The sequence below is a fragment of the Mycobacterium sp. E3198 genome, from assembly GCF_001667015.1.
Taxonomy (GTDB): Bacteria; Actinomycetota; Actinomycetes; order Mycobacteriales; family Mycobacteriaceae; genus Mycobacterium.
In genome coordinates, this window is the sequence record NZ_LZIS01000160.1 from 14460 (window position 1) to 38621 (window position 24162).

Annotated in this window: 13 protein-coding genes; 4 read left to right on the plus strand and 9 right to left on the minus strand. The window is 71.2% G+C overall.

The window, feature by feature from the left end; all coding sequences use genetic code 11:
* The first annotated feature begins 10 nt into the window (after window positions 1–10).
* Together A5673_RS17975 and A5673_RS17980 are read left to right on the plus strand one after the other, a co-directional pair.
* Window positions 11–721, plus strand: coding sequence for an NUDIX domain-containing protein (locus A5673_RS17975; RefSeq protein WP_068235189.1), 711 nt, complete (start codon window positions 11–13; stop codon window positions 719–721).
* 155 nt (window positions 722–876) lie between these two features.
* The gene (locus A5673_RS17980) at window positions 877–2217 is read left to right on the plus strand and encodes a lipase family protein (RefSeq protein WP_068235192.1); all 1341 of its coding nucleotides are present in this window, start codon (window positions 877–879) and stop codon (window positions 2215–2217) included.
* On the opposite strand, the gene A5673_RS17985 is transcribed toward A5673_RS17980, so the two are convergent.
* The 8 genes from A5673_RS17985 to A5673_RS30455 form a co-directional block, all read right to left on the minus strand.
* A complete protein-coding gene (locus A5673_RS17985) occupies window positions 2212–2871 on the minus strand; it encodes a DUF2567 domain-containing protein (protein WP_068235197.1) in 660 nt (219 codons plus the stop codon). The two genes, A5673_RS17980 and A5673_RS17985, sit on opposite strands and share 6 nt — an antisense overlap.
* A complete protein-coding gene (locus A5673_RS17990; RefSeq protein WP_068235202.1) occupies window positions 2868–3095 on the minus strand; it encodes a hypothetical protein in 228 nt (75 codons plus the stop codon). Before A5673_RS17990 ends, A5673_RS17985 begins: the two co-directional genes overlap by 4 nt.
* Before the next feature lie 14 nt (window positions 3096–3109).
* Window positions 3110–4150 (minus strand): biotin synthase BioB, encoded by a 1041-nt coding sequence (bioB, locus tag A5673_RS17995; RefSeq protein WP_068235228.1) that lies wholly within the window; start codon window positions 4148–4150, stop codon window positions 3110–3112.
* Between the two features lie 150 nt (window positions 4151–4300).
* Window positions 4301–4813, minus strand: a complete 513-nt coding sequence (locus tag A5673_RS18000) for a 2'-5' RNA ligase family protein (protein ID WP_068235204.1) — start codon at window positions 4811–4813, stop codon at window positions 4301–4303.
* Window positions 4813–5493 carry a dethiobiotin synthase gene (gene bioD / locus A5673_RS18005; RefSeq protein WP_068235206.1) on the minus strand — a complete coding sequence of 227 codons (681 nt, stop codon included), beginning with the start codon at window positions 5491–5493 and terminating at the stop codon, window positions 4813–4815. Before bioD ends, A5673_RS18000 begins: the two co-directional genes overlap by 1 nt.
* A gap of 9 nt (window positions 5494–5502) precedes the next feature.
* Window positions 5503–6648 carry an 8-amino-7-oxononanoate synthase gene (locus tag A5673_RS18010; RefSeq protein ID WP_068235209.1) on the minus strand — a complete coding sequence of 382 codons (1146 nt, stop codon included), beginning with the start codon at window positions 6646–6648 and terminating at the stop codon, window positions 5503–5505.
* A gap of 60 nt (window positions 6649–6708) precedes the next feature.
* Window positions 6709–8169, minus strand: a complete 1461-nt coding sequence (locus A5673_RS18015; RefSeq protein ID WP_068235211.1) for a PE family protein — start codon at window positions 8167–8169, stop codon at window positions 6709–6711.
* 152 nt (window positions 8170–8321) lie between these two features.
* Window positions 8322–9806: a PE family protein gene (locus A5673_RS30455; protein WP_068235213.1), complete on the minus strand. Its 1485-nt coding sequence runs from the start codon at window positions 9804–9806 to the stop codon at window positions 8322–8324.
* Window positions 9807–10357: 551 nt separating this feature from the next.
* Here A5673_RS30455 and A5673_RS18025 point away from each other — a divergent pair.
* Both A5673_RS18025 and A5673_RS18030 read left to right on the plus strand, forming a co-directional pair.
* A complete protein-coding gene (locus tag A5673_RS18025) occupies window positions 10358–10717 on the plus strand; it encodes a hypothetical protein (protein ID WP_156748340.1) in 360 nt (119 codons plus the stop codon).
* A 164-nt stretch (window positions 10718–10881) separates the two neighbouring features.
* Entirely contained in the window at window positions 10882–11556 is a 675-nt protein-coding gene (locus A5673_RS18030; RefSeq protein WP_068235217.1) for an isoprenylcysteine carboxylmethyltransferase family protein, read from the plus strand.
* Window positions 11557–11568: 12 nt separating this feature from the next.
* On the opposite strand, the gene A5673_RS29205 is transcribed toward A5673_RS18030, so the two are convergent.
* On the minus strand, window positions 11569–24162 hold the full coding sequence (locus A5673_RS29205) for a non-ribosomal peptide synthetase (RefSeq protein WP_304442576.1): 12594 nt from the start codon (window positions 24160–24162) through the stop codon (window positions 11569–11571).

Below are 24162 nucleotides of genomic sequence, written 5' to 3' on the forward strand. Positions count from 1 at the left end.
AATCGAAAACATGGGCCATACTAGCACTGAACACGAGGTGCTCGCGGTCGTGTTCCAGGTTCGCCAGGTAACGGGCCCACCGCGCCGAGAGAAACCCGAGCTGAACGTGCTGTTATGGCAGCGTGCCAAGGATCCGCAGCAGGGCGCGTGGTCGCTCCCCGGCGGCCGGCTGCGCAACGACGAGGACATGACCACCTCCGTGCGCCGCCAACTGGCCGAAAAGGTCGACCTGCGAGAGCTGGCTCACTTGGAGCAACTTGCTGTGTTTTCCGACCCACATCGGGTGCCCGGCGCCCGGGTGATCGCGTCGACGTTCCTGGGCCTGGTGCCCTCCCCCGCGACCCCCGAGCTGCCGCCGGACACCCGCTGGCACCCGGTGAACGCGCTGCCGCCGATGGCGTTCGACCACGGCCCGATGGTGGAGCATGCCCAAACCAGGCTGGTCGCCAAGATGTCCTACACCAACATCGGCTTCGCCCTGGCCCCAAGGGAATTCGCGCTTTCGGCGCTGCGCGACATCTACGGCGCTGCGCTGGGCTACCAGGTCGACGCGACGAACCTGCAGCGCGTGCTGGCCCGGCGCGGTGTCATCAGCCAGACCGGCACCTTCGCGCAGTCCGGCCGCAGCGGCGGGCGCCCGGCGGCCCTCTACCACTTCACCGAAGCCCAGCTGCGGGTCACAGACGAATTCGCCGCGTTCCGGCCGCCCGGCCAGCCTTGAGCGGCTTTGCTCCCGACACGCCGGTAGATTGGGCGCAACACCCTCGCCGCTGAGCTGCAGGGACCGACGAGAACTGGCTCACAATGCGGCGATTACGTTTTGGCCACCACCCGTTCATGCGCGAGAATGCCGGGTGGCCAAGAAGGGACCGACGAATGGTTGAACTCGGCAATCTGGCGGGGACGCACGGCGCGCAATGGATCGCCAAGCCGCCGCACGAGGAACTGCGGCGCAAGGTGCGGCCACTGCTGCCCTCGGACGACCCGTTCTACCAACCGCCGCCCGGCTTCCAGCACGCCGAACCCGGCACGGTGCTGCGCTCGCGCGATGTCGAGCTGGCGTTTCTGGGCCTGATCCCGCAGCCCGCCACGGCCGTGCAGCTGCTCTACCGCACGATGGACATGAACGGCCAGCCCGAGGCGACGGTGACCACCGTGATCGTCCCGGCGAAGCTGGCGCCGGGGCAGACCTGCCCGCTGCTGTCCTATCAGTGCGCGATCGACGCGATGACGTCGCGCTGCTTCCCGTCCTATGCGCTGCGGCGCCGGGCGAAGGCGCTGGGCTCGTTGAGCCAGCTGGAGTTTCTGCTGATCAACGCCGCCGTCGCCGAGGGCTGGGCCGTCTCGGTCCCCGACCACGAGGGCATCCACGGTTCCTGGGGGGCGCCCTATGAGCCCGGCTACCGCGTCCTGGACGGGATCCGGGCCGCGCTGGGCTTCGAGCGGCTCGCATTGTCGCCGACGGCCCCGATCGGGCTGTGGGGGTACTCCGGCGGCGGCCTGGCCAGCGCCTGGGCCGCCGAGGTGTGCGCCGACTACGCACCCGACCTGGACATCGTCGGAGCGGTGCTCGGATCGCCCGTCGGGGACCTGGGCCACACGTTCCGCAGGCTCAACGGCGGCTTTCTCGCCGGCCTGCCCGCGCTGGTGGTGGCCGCGCTGGCGCATATCTACCCCGACCTCGACCGGGTGATCAAGGAGCACGCCAACGAGGAGGGGCGCGCCCTGCTGGACTCGCTGGAGAAGATGACGACCGTCGAAGCGGTGCTGCGCATGGCCGGCAAGAACATGGGCGACTACCTGGACGAGCCGCTGGAAGACATCCTCGCGACGCCCGAGATCACGCACGTCTTCGAGAGCATCAAGCTGGGCGCGGCCGTGCCGACGCCGCCGGTGTTGATCGTGCAGGCCGTGCACGACTACCTGATCGACGTGCACGACATCGACGCGCTCGCCGACGCCTACTCGGCCGGCGGCGCCCGGGTCACCTACCACCGCGACGCGTTCAACGAACACCTTGTCCTGCACCCGCTGTCGGCCCCGATGACGCTGCGCTGGCTCACCGACCGGTTCGAGGGCCGGCCGCTGACCGAGCACCTGATCAGGACCACGTGGCCGACGATGTTCAACCCGATGACCTACGTGGGCATGGCGCGGCTGGTCAAGATCGCGGCCAAGGTCGTCACCGGCCGGAAGGTGCCGCACCGTCCGCTATGAGACGGCGGCTTCCGGGGCCTCCGGCTCCACCGGCTGCGCGCCGGCCGGCCGGTCGGCCACCGGCAGCCCGCCCAGGTCGTCGCGAGCGTCGGCGGCCGCCATCAGCGCGTACACCAGCGCGGCAACTCCGGCGGGCCACATCAGGGTCATCGCGACCTGTAGCGCCTTTTGTGCGAAGAACACCGGCGGCGCCTGGATGACATAAGCCACCGCCGGGCTTCCCGACAGCGACACCGCGTCGAAGTTCACGGCGCCGTAGCGCAACCGGACCAGCAACACCCCCGTCGCCGCGGCGACCGCGGCGGCCGCCACCATGCCCAGCGACAGCGCCAGCACCATCGCGGGCCCGCGGTGCCGGCGCCACTGCCACACCAGCGCCGTGGCCACCACCGCCAGCACCGTCAACAGGCCCAGCATCAGGCAGGGCGCGGTGAAGAAGTGCTCGGATTCGGTGCCCAGATAGTCGTGCACCCGCTCGCCCGCGCGGGTGATCGCCACCACCGCGTGGATCGGCGGTGCGATCCACGCCCACAGCGCGCCGATCACCGCGCCGGTCGCGGTCACTCCCAGCGCCGCGGCGCCGATCGCCCGCCTGCGCGCCGCGCGGGGAACGCCCGTGGGCCCGACGGTCGGGGGGCCGGCCTGTTCCGTCACCGCTGGGCCTCCAGGTCCGCGGAGTCGACCTGGCCGTGGCGCGAGCACTGGGCGCGCCAGCCGTCAGGCCGGACCTGGACGATCATCCGGCGTCCGCATTCCGCGCAGAACCGGGGCGGCTCGAGGCCCAACTGGGCGGCCGTCGGCACGGCGGTGCCGCCCCGCTCCCCGGTGTAGACGTTGTAGACGCCGGCGCTGACCGGAGCGCCCAGATCGCGAACCACAGTCTCCAAGCCTCTTACAACGTGGCGTTGAGTGCCTTGATCGGCATCTGCAGGTCGCCGAGCAGCTCCAGGTCCGCCTCGGCGGGTCGGCCGAGCGTGGTCAGGTAGTTCCCGACGATCACGGCGTTGATGCCGCCCAGGATGCCCTGCTTGGCGCCGAGGTCGCCCAGGGTGATCTCGCGGCCGCCGGCGAAGCGCAGCATGGTGCGCGGCAGGGCCAGCCGGAAGGCGGCCACCGACTTCAGCGCCTCGGCGACCGGCAGGACCTCCAGATCGCCGAACGGGGTGCCCGGCCGCGGGTTGAGGAAGTTCAGCGGCACCTCGTCGGGTCCGAGTTCGGCCAGGTCGGCGGCGAACTCCGCGCGTTGCTCCAGGCTCTCGCCCATGCCGAGGATGCCGCCGCAACAGACCTCCATGCCGGCGTCGCGCACCATCGACAGGGTCTGCCAGCGCTCCTCCCAGGTGTGGGTGGTCACGACGTTGGTGAAGAACGAGCGGGCGGTTTCGAGGTTGTGGTTGTAGCGGTGCACCCCCATCGCCGCGAGCTGCTCCACCTGCTCGGCCGTCAGCATCCCCAGCGAGCAGGCGATGTTGATCTCCACCTCGTTGCGGATCGCCTCGATGCCGGCCGCGACCTGCGCCATCAGCCGCTCGTCGGGCCCGCGCACCGCGGCCACGATGCAGAACTCGGTCGCGCCCGATTTGGCGGTCTGTTTGGCCGCCTCGACCAGGCTGGGAATGTCGAGCCGCGCGCTGCGCACCGGCGACGAGAACAGCCCCGACTGTGAGCAGAAGTGGCAGTCCTCCGGGCACCCGCCGGTCTTCAGGCTGATGATGCCCTCGACCTCGACCTCCGGCCCGCACCAGCGCATCCGCACCTCGTGGGCCAGCGCCAACAGGTCGTCGAGCCGCTCGTCGCGCAGCTGCAGCACCGCTAGCACCTGGTCCCGGCCGAGTCCCTCGCCGCGTTCCAGCACCTGCTCGCGGGCAACCGCGAGAATGTCGTCGTTCGCGTCGCCGGCGTCGGTCGTCGGCCGAGTTGCCGCTTGAGTCACCAGGTACTCCCCTGCATCCTTTGCGTGCGCGCGCAGCCGCACCTGCCATCGCTGGCAGCCTGAATAGATTCGGTGTTCAAAGTAGGGTAACGGCCGCAGCAGACGGGGGCGGCCGGGGTATGCCTGCACCCGTGTGTCAGCCGAGTACGGCTAGCTGCCGATCGGGTGTGCGGACTTGGCCTTGCCGTCCCAGCGGCGCAGCCCCGTGAAGCGTCCGTCGATCTGCACCGGCCGGCCCGCGATGCGCAGCGCCCGCCCCAGCTGGTGCCCGCCGACGCGGCGGGCCAGGGTGACGTGTGCGGTCCACTGATCGGGCAGGCTGTTGGACATCGGCGCCGGCTCCAGATGCGGACGGCACAACCGGTGCACCTCGGCGTGCAGCGCCAACAGCTCGCCCGTGGGCACCACGAGCCGCGCGAACACGACATTCGCGCGCCCGAACAGCACCGGGGCGCCGATCGTGGCGGTCAGCGGCAGGCGCCGGGCAACGGGGGCCAGCAGCGCGTCGACGTTCGCGTCGATGCGTTCGGCGACGGCCAGGGTCACGTGCGGCCGGCTGGCCGGAGCCTGGCTGGGGATCCCGGCGTCGGCCAGGTCGGCCCAGATGTGACGTATCGCCGCCTCGGTGTCGGGGTCGAAGACGAGCTCGATCGAATGGACCATCAGCCCACCAGCGCGCTCACCCAGTCACGGTCGAACGCCGCGGCGCTCAGGGCCGCGAAGCCGTCGGCGTCCAGCGATCCGGCACCGGAGGGCAGCGCCGCCCGGACCGGCGCCAGCTTCTCCAGCGCGGCCACATTCGACGTCTCCGCCAGGCCGGGCCGCTCCGGCCAGCTGCCGATCACCAGCCCGGCACACGAAACCCGATGCGCGGCAAGGGCTTCCAGCGTCAGCGCGGTGTGGTTGAGGGTGCCCAATTCCGCGGTGACCGCGACGAGCGCGGCGGCGCCCAGCTCGGCGGCCAGGTCGCGCAGCGTGACGCCCGCGCCGGCGAGTTCGACCAGCAGGCCGCCGGCGCCTTCGACCAGCGTCAGCCGGCCCGGCCGGTCGAGGTCGCGGACGAGGCGCAGGACCTCCTCGCCGGCGGGCAACGGGATTCCGGCCCGCTCGGCCGCCGCGGCCGGCGCCAGGGGCAGCGGATACCGCGCCAGCCCGGCGAGCTCGCTGATCCCGGACAGCCGCGCCACCTCGGCCAGATCGTCGTCGCCGCAGTCGGTTCCGGTCTGGACCGGTTTGCACACCGCCACGTCGAGGCCCGCCTGGCGGGCGTGGCACGCCAGCGCCGCGGTGACGACCGTCTTGCCGACCCCGGTGCCGGTGCCGGTGACGACCAGGACGGTCAACGGCGGGCCTTAACCCAGCCCGGCGAGCACGTCGGTCAGCACCCGGCGCGCGATCTCCAGGTCGGCGGCGTCCAGCGACGCGCGCGCGGACAGGCGCAGCCGCGACGTTCCGGCGGGCACGGTCGGCGGCCGGAAGCAGCCCACCCGCACGCCGGCGTCCAGGCAGGCGGTCGCCGCGGCCAGCGCGACCTCCGGATCGCCCAGGATCACCGACACCACCGCCGACGCCGGCTCGTCGGGCACGCCGCAGGTCTCGGCGAGGAAGCGCGCGTGCGTCAGCACGGCCTGCGGGCGCCACGCCTCGGCCTGCAGGACGCGCAGCGCGGCCCGCGCGGCGCCCACCGCCGCCGGGGCCAGGCCGGTGTCGAAGATGAACGGCCGGGCCGCGTCGATCAGGTGCGCGCGCACCTGCGCCGGCCCGACGACCGCGCCGCCCTGACTGCCGAGCGCCTTGGACAGCGTCGTGGTCATCACGATGTCGGGCGCGCCCGCCAGCCCGAGCTCGTGCAGCAGGCCGCGGCCGCCGCCACGCACGCCGAGGCCGTGCGCCTCGTCGACGATGAGCAGCGCACCGTGGCGGCGGCACACCGCGTGCAATTCACGCACCGGGGCCAGCGAGCCGTCGGCGCTGAACACCGAGTCGGTGACGACGACGGCGCGTTGCTCGTCGCGGGCGCCCAGGGCCGCCGCCACCGCGTCCACGTCGCGGTGCGGCGCCACGACCACCCGGGCGCGCGACAGCCGGCACGCATCAACCAGCGACGCGTGCGACAGGGCGTCGGACACCAGCAGCGAGCCGGGGCCCGACAGCCCGACGACGGCACCCAGGTTGGCGGTGTATCCCGACGAGAACAACAAGGCGGAGGCGGCACCGACGAACTCGGCGAGCTCGGTCTCGAATTCCTGGTGCAGTTCCGTGTCGCCGGTGACCAGCCGCGAGCCGGTGGCGCCGGCGCCCCAGACGCGCAGCGCCGCCACGCCCCCCTCGATCACCTCGGGGTGTTGCGACAGGCCGAGGTAGTCGTTGGACGCCAGGTCGAGCTCGGTGGCGACGGCCGGACGCGGCCGCAGCGAGCGCCGCAACCCGGCGTCGCGGCGCTGCTGCTCCACGGCCTCCAACCAGGCCAGCGGTGACGTCTCGATCGGTGCCCTCATCGCGGTTCAGCCTACGAGGCGGCAGACCCCGACCATCCCGCAGGTGAACCGCGCGACTCACTACGGCGTAATGACCTGGCCGGGGGCGCCGGGGTTGCCGTTGACGAGGGTGCCGCTCGCGCCGGGCCCGCCGCTGCCGAAGTGGGCATTGGTCGGCGTCACCGCGAACACGTTGCCGCCGGCACCACCGTCGCCGCCGGTGCTGCCGCCACCGCCGCCGCCGCCGGTGCCGCCGTAGGCGGCTCCGCTAGCCATGAAGTTGTACGCGGTCCCGCCCGTTCCGCCGGTACCGCCAATGGTGACACCGCTACCGCCCGCGCCACCCACACCGCCGGTGGCAGTTCCCCAGTTGGCGGGGTATTGCAACAGGCCGTCGAAGGTGTCGACGAAGTTGAAGGGGCCGATGATCGCGGCGCCCCCGTGGCCGCCGTTGCCTCCGGCGCCGACCGTGCCGGCGCCGCCCATGCCCCCGGCCCCGCCGGTGGCGGTTCCCCAGCCCAGGTTGTACGCCACACCGCCGGCGCCGCCGTCACCGCCGGTGGCGCCGGTGCCGCCGGCACCGCCCAGACCGCCGAGCGCAAAGCCGGCCCCGCCGGCCCCACCGGTGCCGCCCGCACCGCTGACGCTGTTACCGCCGGCCCCACCGGTGCCGCCGGACGGAACGCCGAAGCCAAAGTCGGCGCCGCCGAGAAAGCCGACGTTGCCGCCGGCCCCGCCGGTGCCACCGGTCGCGTCGATGGCGCTGCCGCCGGCCCCACCGGCACCGCCAACGCCGAAGTAGAAGCCACCCTGCCCGCCTACCCCGCCGTTACCGCCATTCACGCCGGAGACCGTGGAGTTCCAGCCGGGCCCGCCCGCCCCGCCATTGCCCACCCAGACGGCTGCTCCACCGTTCCCACCGGTCCCAGGGGCCACAAGGGTCGTACCGGGGCCACCAGCTCCCCCGTTGCCGCCGTTGCCGAGAATGCCGGCCGTCCCGCCGTTACCGCCGTTCACACCGGCGACCGTGGAGTCCCAGCCGTTGCCGCCGTTGCCCAGCAACAAGCCGCCGTTTTGGCCATTCGGGCTGGCCTGGGTCCCGTTCGCGCCGTTGTAGAACAGCGGCTGACCGACGAACTGCCGGCTGGTCTGGTTCAGCTCGTACATCACCGTGCCCAGCGGATCCGTCCTCGGCGGCGGCGACGCCCCGGAGGCATCGGCGACCGCGGCGGGCCACGACGACGGAGTCAATAGCTGGAGGGACAGCACCTCCGCTTCTCTGAACGCCTCGCCCGCCTGATTCAGCGCCTGCACAATCTGGTCCGCAACGGCCTGGGCCTCTTTGAGCAGCGCCTGAAATTCCTGGCCGACCTCGGAAAACAGCGTCGCGATCGCCTTGGACACCTGGTCACCCGCGGATCCCGGCACCCAGACGATCGGGAGGTCCGCCGCCGCGCTCGCGGCCTTCACGGAGGAGTTGATGGTCGCCACATTCGCCGCTGCCGCCGTCAACGCATTCGGCGCGACGACCACATACGACATTGCTGACCTCCGAAGACCGCGGAGGTGGCACCCTTAACCACGGTCACGATTACGGGCACTATAAACCTATCTCGTTGCACACGTGTAGATCAGCTTTTCCGGGAAAGGCGGCGCGACGCCGCGGCCAGGCCGGCCCGAGATGATTGGTTCGGCTACAGCGACACGACGCTGCCGGGGCCGCCCGCGGTTCCGCCGAGCCCACCGGCCGCGCCGCCGGCCCCGACGGTGGCAGTGCCCGTAGGGGTTGCGTAGACGTTGCCGCCGGTGCCACCGTTGCCGCCGGTAAGACCGGTGCCACCGGTGCCGCCCATGCCGCCGAAGGCGGCTCCGCCCGCCAACAAGTTGTACGCTGTCCCGCCCGTCCCGCCGGTACCGCCGACGGTGGCGCCGACGCCGCCCACGCCGCCGACACCGCCGTAGGTGGTGCCCCAGTCGGTGGGGAGATACGTCAGCAGGCCGTCGAAATTGTCGACGGCAATGTTGAAGGGGCCCATCATCGCGGTGCCGCCGTGGCCCCCGTTCCCGCCGGCGCCGACGGTGCCGACACCGCCCACTCCACCGGCCCCGCCGGTGGCGGTTCCCCAGCCCAGGTTGAACGCCAGACCACCCGCGCCGCCGTCGCCACCGGTGGCGCCAGAGCCACCGGCCCCGCCGGTGCCGCCTACCTCGAAGCCCGACCCGCCGGCCCCACCGACGCCGCCCTGACCGGTGACGCTGTTACCGCCGGCCCCGCCGGTGGCGCCGGTCGGAACGCTCAAGCCCAGATCCGTGCTCCCGAGGAAGCCCGTATAGCCGCCGGCCCCGCCGGCGCCGCCGGTCGCGTCGATGGCGCTGCCCCCGGCCCCACCGACACCACCGGTACCCCAGAAAAGCCCGCCGGCCCCGCCATTACCGCCATTACCGCCGTTCACGCCGGAGATGGTGGAGTTCCAGCCCGCCCCGCCGGCCCCGCCGTCGCCCACCCAAATGGCCGCGCCGCCGGTGCCACCGGTCCCGGGGGCCTGGCCGACCGCACCGGGACCCCCGGTCCCGCCGGCGCCACCGATGCCGATGAGCCCGGCCTGCCCGCCGTTACCGCCATTGACACCGACGAGTGTGGAGTTCCAGCCGTTGCCGCCGTTGCCCATCAACAAGCCGCCGTTTTGGCCGTTCGGGCTGGCCTGCGTCCCGTTGGCACCGTTGTAGAACAGCGGCTGTCCCAGGAAGGTCTGGCTGGTCTGATTCAACTGATACATCACCGTCGCCAGCGGTTCCGTCGGAGGCGGCAGCGATCCCGTGGAGGCTTCCGCCACCGCGTGCGCGAAGATCTGCATCGGCGTTTGGAAGGCCGCCGCGGGGGCCGCGAACGCCGACGCATTCGCCGCCTCGGCCGCCGCATAGGTGCCGCCCGACCCGGTCAGGGCTTGCACGAACTGGGCGTTCAGCGCCGCGGCCTGGTTGCTGAGCGCCTGAAACTCGGCGCCGACGCGGGAAAACACGGAAGCGACCGCCGCCGACACCTCGTCACCCGCGGCGGCCGCCATCGCGGTGGTCGGGGCAGCCGCCGCCGCGCGCGCAGCATTGAGCGACGAGCCGACTGCGGCCACATCCGCCGCCGCCGCCGCCAACGCGTCCGGCGCCGCGATCAAATACGACACTGCTGACCTCCGAAGACCGTCGGGGTGATACATCCGCCGTTACGGTCACCATCACTAGCGAGTCAAAACCTATCCCGTTGCACACCTGTAGAACTAGGTTTCGCCAAATTTCGTGGCCGCCCCCGCCGCCACGCCCGGTCCGGACAGCCAGAGCACGCAGCGCACTTCGGGACCGCCGGATGTCGCTGTCACCGTGGCTTGCCGGGGCGTCGACGGTCCGCAAAGAAATCGGCGGTCGGTCGCGCCGAAGCGGAGCACGATGCCGACTTCTATGTCGACTATCAATTACTGGAATGCATTCCGGGCGGATGGGCATCTGGACGGAATCCAAAAACAAACATTTTCAGCATGGGCGCCGCTCCTGAAGCGTTGGCCAACTCGGCGGCCTGATGACCAGATTCGTTGGGCCACAAGGGTATTCGATCTGCTATTCGTCCAGCAGCACCCGGTGCAACAAGCGCATTAAAGAATGCTTTTAGACACACGTTTAATTGGCTGAAAGTTTACCAAGGCGATTATCGCAACCGGTTTCATATCGAAAATTTATGGGTATGGACATGGGCGTGGCACATAATGGGGTGATCGGGCGGGAATCAGTCGCGGCCGTGATTGGGGGGACAGTGACGGAGGGCGACTTCGAAGCCGCCGTGGGTGCGGCGGCGCAGGACGCGGTGTGGAAAACGCAACATCCGCTGACCCATCAGTTGGCAGAGGACGACCCGCGCCGGGCGGAGTACCTGCGCGAGTACCAAATGTCCGTCGGTCGACAGGTGCTCAAGGCGATCGAGAACCTGCGACGCGGCACTGCGAGCCGTGGAGAACCCAGCGAATCCGGCCCCGAAGTACCCCCGAACGCCGACTGCTATCCCGGCGGAGGACGTTCCGCGCGCGTGCCGTTGGCGCCGGGGTGATCGTCTCGTCGCTTTGATCTCTGTCCGGTGCGGCTGAGCGGCCGGCCGCGCGCTGAACCAAACGGATGATGCAGCGCGCGGCAATCGCGCACATCCCCCGGTGACCGACGGTAGTTTCAGTCCTGCGCCCGTGTTGGGGCGGCCGGACGGACGAAGGAGCGTCGGTGAAAACCATTCCCAAGATGTTGGTTTTTGGGCTAGTCGAACTCCTCGTGTTCGGCTCGATGCTGTTTATCCCGGCGGGCACGTTCAATTACTGGCAGGCGTGGGTGTTTCTCGTGGTGGTCGGCGTGACGGCCTGGATCCCCGCGGTGTACCTGCTACGGATGAACCCGGCCGCGCTACAGGCCCGGATGCGCGGGGGACCCGCGGCCGAGGCGCGGATCGCGCAGCGGGTCATCATCGCCGGCTTGTATCTGTCGCTGGCGGCGATGGTTGTGGTGAGCGTCCTCGACCATCGCTTCGGCTGGTCGCCGGTGCCGACGGCGATCTGCGTGGTCGGCGACGTGCTGGTCGCCATCGGGCTGGGTGTGGTGGCGCTGGTGATCATTCAGAACAGCTACGCCGCCGCGACCGTCCAGGTGCAGGCGGGCCAGAAGGTCGTCTCCAGCGGGCTGTATGGGCTGGTGCGGCATCCGATGTATACCGGCAACGTGATCATGATGGTCGGCATCCCCCTCGCGCTCGGTTCCTACTGGGGACTGGTTTTCGTCGTTCCCGGCCTCCTCGTGCTCGCCTCACGCATCCGCGACGAGGAGAAGCTGCTCCAAAGAGAGTTGGACGGATACCTCGAGTACACGCAGAAAGTGCGTTATCGCCTCGTGCCGACGATGTGGTAGCAACGGCACGCTCTAGAGGTCGGGGATGACGGGAACCTCTTCGATCGAGCAGGCGTGCCCGCCCAGCCGCTGGCTCAAGCGTCGGACCGACGGGGCCTCGAACAGAGCGGTGACCTCGAGGTTGGCATCGAGCGCGGTGTTGATCGTGGCGGTGGCCCGCATCGCGCCCAGCGAGTCGCCGCCGAGGTCGAAGAACGATTCGTCGACTCCGACCCGGTCCACGCCGAGCACCTGCGTGTAGATCCCGGTCAAGATCTGCTCGATCAGGCTGGTCGGGGCGTGGTTGCCGGCACCGTTGTGATGGTGTTCGGGTACGGACACCGCCGGGGGCGCCGGCTGCGCCACCGGCGCGTGGTTGCCGGACCTGTCGGCGCGCGCGTGCCTCCCCTCGTCGGGTCCGTCGAGCGACGCCAGCGGTCGGGCCGGGTCGGTGGTCATGGCCACCAGCGTGTCCTGGAACCGCTCGATCAGTGCCTCGATGTCGGCCTGGTCGAAGACGTCCGCGCGGAATTGGACGTGCAGCTCCAATTCGCGGCCCGGCAGCGCCTGGACGGTCAGCGGGTAGTGGTAGTAGTCGCGGTTGGTGATCTCGGTGATAGCCAACCCGTCGCCCCCCGACAACGCGGCGGCATCCGCCGGATAATTCTCGTACACGAAAACGGTGTCGAAGAGCCTTGCGTGGCCGGTGGCACGGTGAATCTCGCTCAGCGCCAGGTGCTGGTGGTCCAGCGTGCGGTTGTGGTCGCCCTGCAGTTGATCGAGCAGGTCGGTGGTTGTGGTCCCGCCGTTGAGGCTCGCCCGCACCGGGACCGTGTTGATGAACAGGCCCACCATCGAGTCCGCGCCCGGCACCTCGGCCGGCCGCCCCGAGACCACGGCGCCGAAGGCGACATCGCGCTGGCCGGTCAGCCACATCAGCAGCTGCGCCCAGGCGCCCTGCAGCACGGTGCTCACGGTGGTGTGACGCGAGCGCGCCAACTCGTTGATCGCCCGCGTGGTCTGTTCGGGCACCCGGAACGACGCGACGCCGCGCCGGCCCACCCCGAACCAATCCGGCGGCCCGACCAGTGTGGGCGCGGCGAAGCCGGCGAATATGTCCCGCCACACCGCGCGGGCGCCCTCCAGGTCGCGACCGGCCAGCCAGGACACAAACCTGCGATACGAACCCGCCGCGGGCAGCCGCTGGCCGTAATAACTGGCGAACAATTCGCCCAGCAGGATCGGCAGCGACCACCCGTCGAGCACGATGTGGTGATTCGTCAGCACGAAGCGGTGCCGGTCTTCCGCGGTGCGGATCAGAGCGACCCGCAAGGCGGGATGGTCGGCCAAGTCGTAGACCGCGGCGCGTTCGGCGGCGCAGACCTGCTGGATCTGCTCGTGGAGGTCACCCTCCCCCTCGCTGAGGTCGAGATACCGCCAGGGCACCACGGGGTCGGCGGGGATGATCTGCACCGGCTGGTCGAACCGAGCGCTGAAGCGGGCCGCCAGGTTGGGGTGGCGGGCGACCACCGTGTGCACGGCGTCCCGCAGGCGGTGCTGGTCGAGCCGGCCGCTGAGCGTGACGTCGAGCTGCACCGCGTACACGTCGTCGCCGCCTTGGGCGGTGCTGGCGTGAAACAGCAACCCCTGCTGCAGCGGGGTCAGCGGCAGCACGTCGGCGATGCGGTATTGCCGCGAGAGCTCGTCGATCTGCAGCTGGCTAAGCCGGGCCGGCGCGATGTCCGACGGCGTCAACCCGCCGCCGCCGCCGCGCACATGCGCGCAGATGCCGGCCAGCGCGTCGAACCACAACCGGCTCAGCCGGCTGACCTGCGCCTGATCGAGGGCCGACGGCGCCCACGTCCAGCCCGCGCGCAGCCGCGGACCGGTGTCGGCGTCCAGGGTGCCCGCGTTGAGCTCCACGGTGTGCATCAGCGGCATGGGCGTCGCCGCGGCGACGCCGGTCACTGCCCAGCCGTCCTGGCGGATCTCCCAGATGTCGCCGGACACCTGGGTCGACGCGGCGCCCAGCCGCCCCAGGTAGTTGAACCCGATCGTGGGGTCGGCCCCCGCCAGGTCGACGTCATCGTTCAAGTAGCGCAGCAGCCCGTAGGTCAAGCCGTCCGGGAGGGCCCGAAGCTGCTCCTTGGCGTCTTTGATCACCGCCCCGAGCCCCACGTCGCCGGCCAGTACCTGCGCCCAGTCCAGCCCGCCGACCGCGAGCGCCACCGGATACTTGGTGGTGAACCACCCCACCGTGCGCGACAGATCGACGCTCGAGTCCAGCTCCTCTTGGCGGCCGTGACCCTCCGCATCGATCACGATCGGCGCGGCGCCGCTCCCCAAGAACTCGGCGCACGCCAACGCGAACGCGATCAAGAGGATCTCGTGTATCCCGGCGTGGAACGCCGCCGGCACCTCACCGAGCAGCATCCGGGTGGTCTCGGCGTCCAGCTCCACCGCCAGGTTGCCGGCGGTCGCATAGGTGTCGACGGCCGGCTGCACCGCCGGCAACTCCGCGGGCAGCGCGGCGATGCGCCGCCAGGCGGGCGCCTGCTGGACCACCTCCGGCCGGTGGGCGTGCTCGGCCAGCAGCGCCGCCCAGCGGGCGAACGACGTCCTCGGCGCCGGCAGCACGACCTGCTGCCCGCCGCGGTGCTGCGCCCACGCGAGGTTGAGGTCCTCGAGCAAGATCCGCCAGGACACCCCGTCCACCGCCAGATGGTGAACGATCAACAGCAACTGGCCGGTGGGCGCCGCCCACAGCGCGCTCACCATCACCCCGGCGGCCGGGTTCAACCGCGATCGCGCCGCCACCACCGCGTCGTCGGACAGCACGTCCACGGTCTGCAGGCACCCGCGCGCGTCCACCGAACCGGGTTCGGCCACCGTCACCGACCACCCGGCGGCGCCGTCGGCCCCGTCGTCTGAGACGCGCAGCCGCAACGTGGCGTGCCGATCGAGCAGGGCCTGCAGCACCGCCACCACGTCGGACGAGGTCACCCCGACCGGGGCCTGCACCAGCACCGTCTGGTTGAACTCCGCCACCGGGCCCTGGACGCTCTGCAGCCAGCGCATGATCGGGGTCGCCACCACCGCGCCGACGCCCTCGTCGATCACCTCGGCGTCGTCGGCGACCACCCCGGCCACCCGGGCGAGCTTGGCCACGGTCTGCTCGACGAAGATGTCGCGCGGCCGGCACACCACGCCGGCGGCGCGCGCCCGCGCCACCACCTGCATCGACAGGATGCTGTCCCCGCCGAGTTCGAAGAACGACTCCTCGACGCCGACCCGTTCCAGCCCCAGCACCTGCGCGTAGATGCCGGCCAGGATCTCCTCCACCGCGTCGGCGGGGGCGCGGTAGTGATCGACATCCTGATACTCCGGCGCCGGCAGGGCGCGGGTGTCGAGTTTGCCGTTGACCGTCAGCGGCAACGCGTCCAACGCCATCACCGCGGCCGGCACCATGTAGGCCGGCAGCCGCTCGGCCAGCGCGGCGCGCACGTCGGCCGGGTCCACCGCGCCGGTCACGTAGCCCACCAGGCGCTTGTCCCCGGGGCGGTCCTCGCGGGCGATCACCACCGCCTGCTCCACGCCGTCGAGGCCGTTCAGGGTCGCCTGAATCTCACCGAGCTCGATGCGATAGCCGCGGATCTTGACCTGCTCGTCGGCGCGCCCCATGTAACGCAACTGCCCGTCGGCGCCCCAGCACATCCGGTCGCCGGTGCGATACATGCGCGCTCCCGGCCCGCCGAAGGGACACGCGACGAACCGCGTCCCCGTCAGCCCCGCGCGGCCGACGTACCCGTGCGCCAACCCGGCGCCGGCGACGTACAACTCGCCGACCACACCAGGGGGCACCGGCTGCAACGACCCATCGAGCACGAAGAAACCGAGGTGGGCCAACGGCACCCCGATGGGGCTCACGGCGGTGCAGGCGTCCGCGGCGACGATCTCACGGAACGAGGCATGCACGGTGGTCTCCGTGATGCCGTACATGTTGATCAACCGGGGCCGGGCCGGGTGACTGTCCAGCCACGAGCGCAGGCGCTGCGGTTCGAGCGCTTCGCCGCCGAACACCACGGCCTCCAGCTCCAATTGCGATCCCAGCTCGGGCTGCAACGCATCCGCGGCCTGCAAGGCGTAAAACGCCGACGGGGTCTGGCTCAAGACGCTGACCCGCTCGGCCACCAGCAGCGCGTGCAGGTCTTCCGGCGAGCGCACCACCGCGTCGGGCACCACCACCACGCGCCCGCCGTAAAGCAGCGCGCCCCAGATCTCCCACACCGAGAAGTCGAAGGCCAGCGAATGGCACTGCGTCCACACGCGTCCGGCGAGCTCCATGTCACCGGCCAGCGTCGCAAGCAGCCGCGTCACGTTGCGATGCGGGACCGCCACGCCCTTGGGGGTTCCGGTCGTGCCCGAGGTGTAGATGAGGTAGGCGACGTCGTCCGGGCACGCCACCGACATCGCGGTGCCGGGCCGGCCGTGCCCGGCGTCGTCGTGCATATCGATGACGCGCAGCGCGCGCCCCTGTAGCCGCGGGCGGTATTCCGCGGTGGTGATCGCGGCGATCGGCGCGGCGTCGTCGAGCACGAACTGCATGCGTGCCGCCGGAACCGCCGGGTCGATCGGCACATACGCCGCGCCCGTCTTGACCACCGCCAGGATCGCCACCACGGCCTCGGCCGACCGGGGCAACAACAGCGCCACCCGCCGTCCCGGGCCCACGCCCGCATCGGCCAAGAGGTGCGCCAACCGGTTGGCCGCCTCGTCCAGTTCCCGGTAAGTCATCGACGAGCCGTCGAAGGTCACCGCCGCGGCGTCCGGCACCCGCGCGACTTGCTGGGCGAACACCGCCGGAATCGACACCGGCGGGCCATCCGGCGCCGTCAACACCGCCCGGTTACCCCAGTCCTCCAGCCGGGCCCGCTCGACCTCGTCGAGCACGCCGATGGACGACAGTCGCCGAGCCGGGTCGGTGGTCATCGCGATCAGCACGCGCCGCAAACGCTCGATCAGTGTTTCGATGCTGGCCGCGTCGAACACGTCGGTGCGAAATTCGACCGACCCCGCGATGCCGGCCGGCTCACCGTCCTCATCAAGGTGCTCTTCCAACGCAAGCGCCAGGTCCATGCGGGCGGTGCCGGTGTCCACGGGCAGCTGGGTGAGCTCGAGGTCCCCCAACGCCAGCTCGACGTCGTCGTCGATGGCGTGCAGGGTCCGCCACGCCAACATCACCTGAACCAGGGGGTGGTGGGTCAGCGATCGCGTGGGGTTCAGCCGCTCGACGACCACTTCGAAGGGCACATCCTGGTGCTCGTAGGCGGCGAGGCTGCGTGCCCGCACCTGGGCCAGCAGGTCGGCGACGCTGGGATCGCCGGTCAGGTCGACGCGCAACACCAACGTGTTGACGAAGAAGCCGACCAACTCGTCGAGGGCCGGGTCGCGGCGCCCCCCGATCGGGAAGCCGACCGCCACATCGGAACTCGCGCTCAGCTTGCCCAGCAGCACGGTCAGGGCGGCCTGCATCACCATGAAACTGGTCGCGTTGTGCTCGCGGGCCACCCGGGCTACCTGCCGGTGCAGCTCGGCCGGCAACCCCACCAGCACGGCGGCGCCCCGCTGATCGGCCACCGGAGGGTAGGGCCGGTCGGTGGGCAGCTCCAGCCGCTCGGGCATCCCCGCCAGGGCCTGCTGCCAGTACGCCAGCTGGGCGGCGATGGGGCTGTCGGCGTCGCCGAGGTCGCCGAACTGCGCGCGCTGCCACAGCGTGTAATCGACGTACTGCACCGGCAACGGCGTCCACCCGGGAGCCTGCCCCACACTTCGGCTCGCGTAGGCCACGGCCATATCGCGCACCAGCGGGTCGATCGACAGGCCGTCGGCGGCGATGTGATGCACCACGGCCACCAGCACGTGTTCGTCGTCGGCGACGCGGAAAAGCTTGGCGCGCAAGGGGATTTCGGCTGCCAGATCAAAGCTGTGCCGCGCCGCCTCCTCGATGGCCTCCTGCAGCCGGCCCGGCGACCACGCGGTCGCGTCGACGACGTCCCAGGCGAAGTCGGCCCGCTCGGCGGCCAGCACCAGCTGTTGCGGTATCCCGTCGGGGGCGGCGAACAGCGTGCGCAGGCTTTCATGGCGGCGCACCACGTCGGCCAGCGCCGCGCAGAACGCGTCGGCATCCAGCGGCCCGCGCAGCCGCAGCGCCACCGCCAGGTTGTAGACCGGGGACGGGCCCTGCAATTGGTCGATGAACCACAACCGGTTCTGCGCGAACGACAAAGGAATCACCGCGGGCCGCTCGACGGCCACCAACGGCTCCAGCCCGCCCTCACCACCGTGGATGCGCGTGGCCAATTGGGCCACCGTGGGCGCCTCGAACACGGCCCGCACCGCGACGCCGGCGCCCAGGCCGGTGTTGATCGCGGCGACCAGACGCATCGCCGACAGCGAATCCCCGCCCAGGTCGAAGAACGAGTCGTCCACCCCAACCCGGTCCACGCCCAACACCTGGGCGTAGATGCCGGCCAGGATCTCCTCGGTCGGGTTGGTGGGTGCGCGGTAGCTGTCGGTGGCCTCGTATCCCGGGGCCGGCAGCGCCCTGGCGTCGAGCTTGCCGTTGACCGTCAGCGGCAACGCCGCCAGCCCCACCACCGCGGCGGGGACCAGGTAGGCCGGCAACCGCTCGGCCAGCGCGGATCGCACCGCTGCCGGATCGGCGGTCCCGGTGATGTATCCCACCAGACGCTTGTCGCCGGGACGGTCCTCGCGCGCGACCACCACGGCCTGCTCCACGCCGTCGACCGCGGCCAGCGCGGCCCGGACCTCGCCGGGTTCGATGCGATAGCCGCGGATCTTGACCTGCTCGTCGGCGCGGCCCAGGTATTGCAGCTGCCCGTCGGCGCGCCAGCGCACCAAGTCGCCGGTGCGATACATGCGGGTTCCGGGCGCGTCCGCGCCGGCGAACGGGCAGGCCACGAAGCGCGAGGCGGTCAGCCCGGTGCGGCCGACGTACCCGACGCCCACCCCCCGGCCGGCCACATATAACTCTCCGACCACACCGGCCGGCACCCGCCGCAACGACTCGTCCAGGACGAACAGCGCCGCCGTCGACACGGGCGCACCGATCGGGGCCGCCCCCGACCCCGGCTGCAACGGCGCGCTCATCGACGCATACACCGTGGCCTCGGTGGGCCCGTAGGCGTTGATCACCACCCGCCCGGGCGCAAACTCGTCGACCACCTCGGCCGTACACGCCTCGCCGCCGAGCAGCAACGCCTCGGACTCCAACCGTTGCGGGGACAGCGCGGCCACGGCCGACGGGGTTTGGGTGAGGACGTTGACCCGTTCACGGGCCAGCAGGTCGTGGAAATCGTCCGGGGAGGCGACGACCGACGCGGGCACCACCACCAGCCGCCCACCGCCGAGCAGCGCGGCCCAGATCTCCCACACCGAGAAATCGAACGCGTACGAATGGCATTGCGTCCACACCTGTGTCGCCGGCAGCGAGGTGGGCGTTGACTGCGCCAAGTGGGCCAGGTTGCGGTGCGCGATGGCCACACCCTTGGGCGTTCCGGTGGTGCCCGAGGTGTAGATCAGGTACGCGATGTCGTCGGCCGCCGGTGCCCGCGGCGCGGTGGCGGGCTGGTGGTCGACGGCGGGGTCGTCGACGTCGATGACGGTCAGGTCCCGCGCGTCCAGCCGGCCGGCCAATGCGGCGGTGGTGACCGCGGCGACCGGTGCGGCATCGTCCAGCATGAACCCGACCCGGGCCGCCGGCAGCGCCGGGTCGATCGCCAGGTAAGCCGCCCCGGTCTTCAGCACCGCCAGCATGGCGACGACGGCCTGAGCCGACCGCTCCAACAGCAACGCCACACACGCACCGGGCCGGACACCATGGCCAGACAGCAGGTGCGCGAACCGGTTGGCGGCCTCATCGAGTTCCCGGTAGGTCATCGACCGGCCCTCGAAGGTCACCGCCGGCGCCTCGGGGTCGCGGACCACCTGGGTGGCGAACAGCTCCGGTATCGACAGGTCGACGGGTGCGGGCTCCGCCAGCACCGCGCGGTTGCCCGCCTCGTCGAGGCGGGCGTGCTCGGCCTCGTCGAGCAGGTCCACCGACGACAGCCGCCGGCCCGGATCTGCCGTCATGGCGACCAGCACCCGCTTGAGCCGCTCGATCAGCGTTTCGATGCCGGCGGCGTCGAACACGTCGGTCCGGAATTCCACCCCTCCGGCGATGCCGGCGGGCTCGCCGGCGGCGGTCCACGTCTCGCCCAGGGAGAACGCCAGATCGGTGCGGGCCGTCCGGGTGTCGAGCGGCAACGGCGTGACCTGCAAGCCACCCAAGGCCAACCCGGCCGCCGGGCCGGTGGTGCCCTGGCCCTGCCCGCTCTGCCAGGCCAGCATCACCTGCACCAGCGGGTGATGGGTCAGGCTTCGGGTCGGGTTGAGCCTTTCCACCAGTACCTCGAAGGGCACGTCCTGGTGCTCGTAGGCGGCCAGGCTGCGCGCCCGCACCTGGGCGAGCAGGTCGGCGATGGTGGGATCACCGGCCAGATCGACCCGCAACACCAGCGTGTTGACGAAGAAGCCCACCAGCTCGTCCAGCGCGGGGTCTCCGCGCCCGGCGATCGGAAATCCCACGGACACATCGGAACTCGCGCTGAGTTTGGCCAGCAGCACGGCCATGGCGGCCTGCATCACCATGAAGCTGGTGGCGTTGTGTTCGCGGGCCACCCGGGCGACCTGCGCCTGCAGCTCGGCCGGCCAGTCCACCGACACGCTCGCGCCGCGGTAGTCCGCGACCGGCGGGTAGGGCCGATCGGTGGGCAGCTGCAGGTGCTCCGGCATTCCGGCGAGCGCCTCTTGCCAGTAGGCCAGCTGCGCGGCGATGCGGCTGCCGCTGTCGCTGAGATCCCCGAGCTGCGCCCGCTGCCACAGCGTGTAGTCGGCGTACTGCACCGGCAGATCGGGCCAGTCGGGGGCCCGCCCGAGGCTGCGGTTGGCGTAGGCCACCCCGAGGTCCCGCACCAGCGGGGCGATCGACGCGCCGTCGGCGGCGATGTGGTGCACCACGGCCACCAGCACGTGTTCGTCGTCGGCGACCCGGAAAAGCCTCGCGCGCATGGGGATCTCGGCCGCCAGATCGAACTGGTGACGCGCCACGGTGTCGAACGCCTCGTACAGCCGGCCTTCCGACCAGCCGGCCGCGTCGACGATGGACCAGCCGAAGTCGGCCCGCTCGGGACGCACGATCAGCTGGCAAGGTACGCCGTCGTGCGCGGCAAACAGCGTGCGCAGGCTCTCCTGCCGGGCCACCACGTCGGCCAGCGCGGCGCCCAGTGCGTCCGCATCCAGCCGCCCGCGCAACCGCAGGGCGACCGCCATGTTGTAGATCGTCGAGGGGCCCTGGAACTGGTCGATGAACCACAACCGGCTCTGGGCGAACGACAGCGGAATCACCTCGGGCCGCGGGGCGGCCGCGAAAGGCGCCAGCGGCTCCAGCCGAGCTTCATCCCCACCGATGCGCGTCGCCAACTGGGCGACCGTGGGCGCCTCGAACAACGTGCGCACCGACAGACCGGCGTCCAGGCCGCTGTTGACCGCGGCGATCAGCCGCACGGCGGACAGCGAATCCCCACCGAGGTCGAAGAACGACTCATCCACCCCGACCAGCCGCGGCGCCTGGACACCCAGCACCTGCGCGTAGATGCCGGCCAGCAACTCCTCGACCGCGTTGGTAGGGGCGCGGTAGTGGTCGCCATCCTGGTATTCGGGCGCCGGCAGGGCCCTGGTGTCGAGTTTGCCGTTGACCGTCAGCGGCAGCGCGTCGATCGCCACCACCGCGGCCGGCACCATGTAGCCCGGGAGCCGGTCGGCCAGCGCCGCGCGCGCCGACGCTCCGAAGGAGGCCGGATCCGCGACTCCGGTGACGTAGCCGACCAGGCGCTTGTCCCCGGGGCGGTCCTCTCGGGCGATCACCGCCGCCTGCTTGACGCCGTCCAGCGCGGCGAGTGCGGCCTGGATTTCGCCGAGTTCGATGCGGTAGCCGCGGATCTTGACCTGCTTGTCGGCGCGTCCGACGTACCGCAGCTGCCCGTCCGCGCCCCACCACACCAGGTCCCCGGTGCGGTACATCCGTTGCCCGGACGCCCCCGCGCCGACGAACGGGCAGGCCACAAACCGCGTCGCACTCAGCGCCGCCCGGCCCACATAGCCGTCCGCCACTCCGGCGCCGGCCACGTACAACTCCCCCACCACACCCGGTGGGACCGGCCGCAGCCACCCGTCGAGGACGAAGAACTCCAGATGGGCCAGCGGCACGCCGATGGGGCTGGCGACGCTGTCGGCGTCGCCGACGACGATCTCCCGGAACGACGCGTGCACCGTCGTCTCGGTGATGCCATACATATTGATCAGCCGCGGCAAACCCGGATGGTTGTCCAGCCAGGTCCGCAGCCGCTGCGGCTCCAGCGCCTCGCCGCCGAACACCACGGCCTCGAGCTTCAGGCGGGGCTCCGGCTCGGGCTGTGCCGCATCCGCGGTCTGCAGCGCGTAAAACGCCGACGGGGTCTGGCTCAACACGGTGACCTGTTCGGCCACCAACAACGCGTGCAGGTCTTGCGGCGAACGGACCACCGAATCGGGCACGATCACCAGCCGGCCGCCGTACAGCAGCGCGCCCCAGATCTCCCACACCGAAAAGTCGAAGGCCAACGAATGACACTGCGACCAGACCTGCCCCGCCAGCTCCAGATCGGTGTCCAGCGTCTCCAGCAGCCGGGTCACGTTGCGGTGCGGGATCGCCACGCCCTTGGGGGTTCCGGTGGTCCCCGACGTGTAGATGAGGTAGGCGATGTCGTCGGGCGCCGGCGCCGGCAACGCGGTGCTGGGCTGGCGGTCGATGGCGGGGTCGTGGACATCGATGATTGCGACGTCGCGCCCGTCCAGGCGATCCGCCAGGCCGGCGGTGGTGACCACCGCGATCGGCGCGGCATCGTCGAGCACGAACCCCATCCGGGCCACCGGCACCGTCGGATCGATCGGCACGTACGCCGCCCCGGTTTTCAGCACCGCCAACATCGCCACGACCGCGTCGGCCGACCGCGGCAACAACAGCGCCACCCGCTGCCCCGGACCCACGCCCCGGTCGGTCAACAGGTGCGCCAACCGGTTGGCCGCCTGCTTGACCTCGCGGTAGGTCCACGACCGCTCCCCGGCGCTGATCGCCACCGCGTCCGGCGTGCGCGCCACCTGGGCGCCGAACAGCACCGGAATGGACACCGGCACACCGACCGGCTGGGCCAGCCCCGTGCGGTTGCCCCACCTCTCGAGCAGGGCGTGCTCGGCGGCGTCGAGCACATCCATCGACGACAGCCGCCGCCCCGGATCGGCGGTCATCGCCGCCAGCACCCGCTGGAACCGCTCGATCAGCGTGTCGATGTCGGCCGCGTCGAACACCTCGGTGTCGAACTCGACGCGAAGACCCATTTCCGTGCCCGGCATGGCCTGGACCGCGAGCGGGTAGTGGTTGTACTCGCGGTGGGTGAAATCGGTGATGGCCAACCCTTGGTCACCTTGGCCGCCCGACAGCGCGGCCGCGTCGAGCGGGTAGTTCTCGTACACGAAAAAGGTGTCGAACAGCTGGTCCAGGCCGGTGACGCGGTGCAGCTCGCTGAGCGCCAGGTGCTGGTGGTCCAGCGTGTGGTTGTAGGCGTTCTGCAGTTGGTCGAGCAGGTCGGCGGTGGTGGTCGTGGCCGCGATGTTCGCCCGCACCGGCACCGTGTTGATGAACAGGCCCACCATCGAGTCCGCGCCGGGCAGCTCGGGCGGCCTGCCCGAGACCGTCGTGCCGAAGGCGACGTCGGGCCGGCCCGTCAGCCCCACCAGCAGTCGCGCCCAGGCGGCCTGCACCACGGTGCTGACGGTGGTGTGGTGCGAGCGCGCAAGCTCGCCGAGCGCCCGCGTCGTCTGCTCGGGCACCCGGAACGATGCGACGCCTCGCGGCCCCAGGCCCAGCCGGCCGGGCGGGGCCAGCAACGTGGGGGTGTCGAATCCGGCCAGCGCCTCACGCCAGGCGTCGCGCGCGGCATCAACGTCGCGGCTCGTCAGCCAGGCCACGAAGCTGCGGTACTTCGCCGCCGCGGGCAGCCACCGCCCGTGATAGCCGGCGAATATCTCCCCCAGCAGGATCGGCAGCGACCAGCCATCCAGCACGATGTGGTGATTGGTGAGCAGCAACCGGTGCTGATCGTCGGCGGTGCCGATGAGCGCGGCGCGGAAGGCGGGCTGGTTGGCGAGGTCGCAGACGGCGGCGCGTTCGGCGGCGCACACCTGCCGGATCTGCTCGTCGAGGTCCGGGCCGGCCTGACGAAGGTCGACGTAGCGCCACGGCACCACGGGGTCGGCCGGGATGATCTGCACCGGCTGGTCGAACTTGTCGGAGAATCGGGCGGCCAGGTTGGGATGGCGGCTCACCACCGCGTGCACCGCGTCGCGCAGGCGGTCCTGATCGACCGGACCGCTCAACGCGATCTCCAGCTGCACGGCATAGACGTCGTCGCCGCCCGAGGCGGTGATGGCATGGAACCACAGCCCCTGCTGCAAGGGGGTCAGTGGCAA

Excerpts from the sequence above, each read along its gene's own strand:
- A5673_RS17975 (WP_068235189.1), top strand. The coding sequence starts at position 11 with ATGGGCCATACTAGCACTGAACACGAGGTGCTCGCGGTCGTGTTCCAG.
- A5673_RS17980 (WP_068235192.1), top strand. The coding sequence starts at position 877 with ATGGTTGAACTCGGCAATCTGGCGGGGACGCACGGCGCGCAATGGATC.
- A5673_RS18000 (WP_068235204.1), bottom strand. The coding sequence starts at position 4,813 with ATGGTCCATTCGATCGAGCTCGTCTTCGACCCCGACACCGAGGCGGCG.
- A5673_RS18010 (WP_068235209.1), bottom strand. The coding sequence starts at position 6,648 with ATGAGGGCACCGATCGAGACGTCACCGCTGGCCTGGTTGGAGGCCGTG.
- A5673_RS18015 (WP_068235211.1), bottom strand. The coding sequence starts at position 8,169 with ATGTCGTATGTGGTCGTCGCGCCGAATGCGTTGACGGCGGCAGCGGCG.
- A5673_RS18025 (WP_156748340.1), top strand. The coding sequence starts at position 10,358 with ATGGACATGGGCGTGGCACATAATGGGGTGATCGGGCGGGAATCAGTC.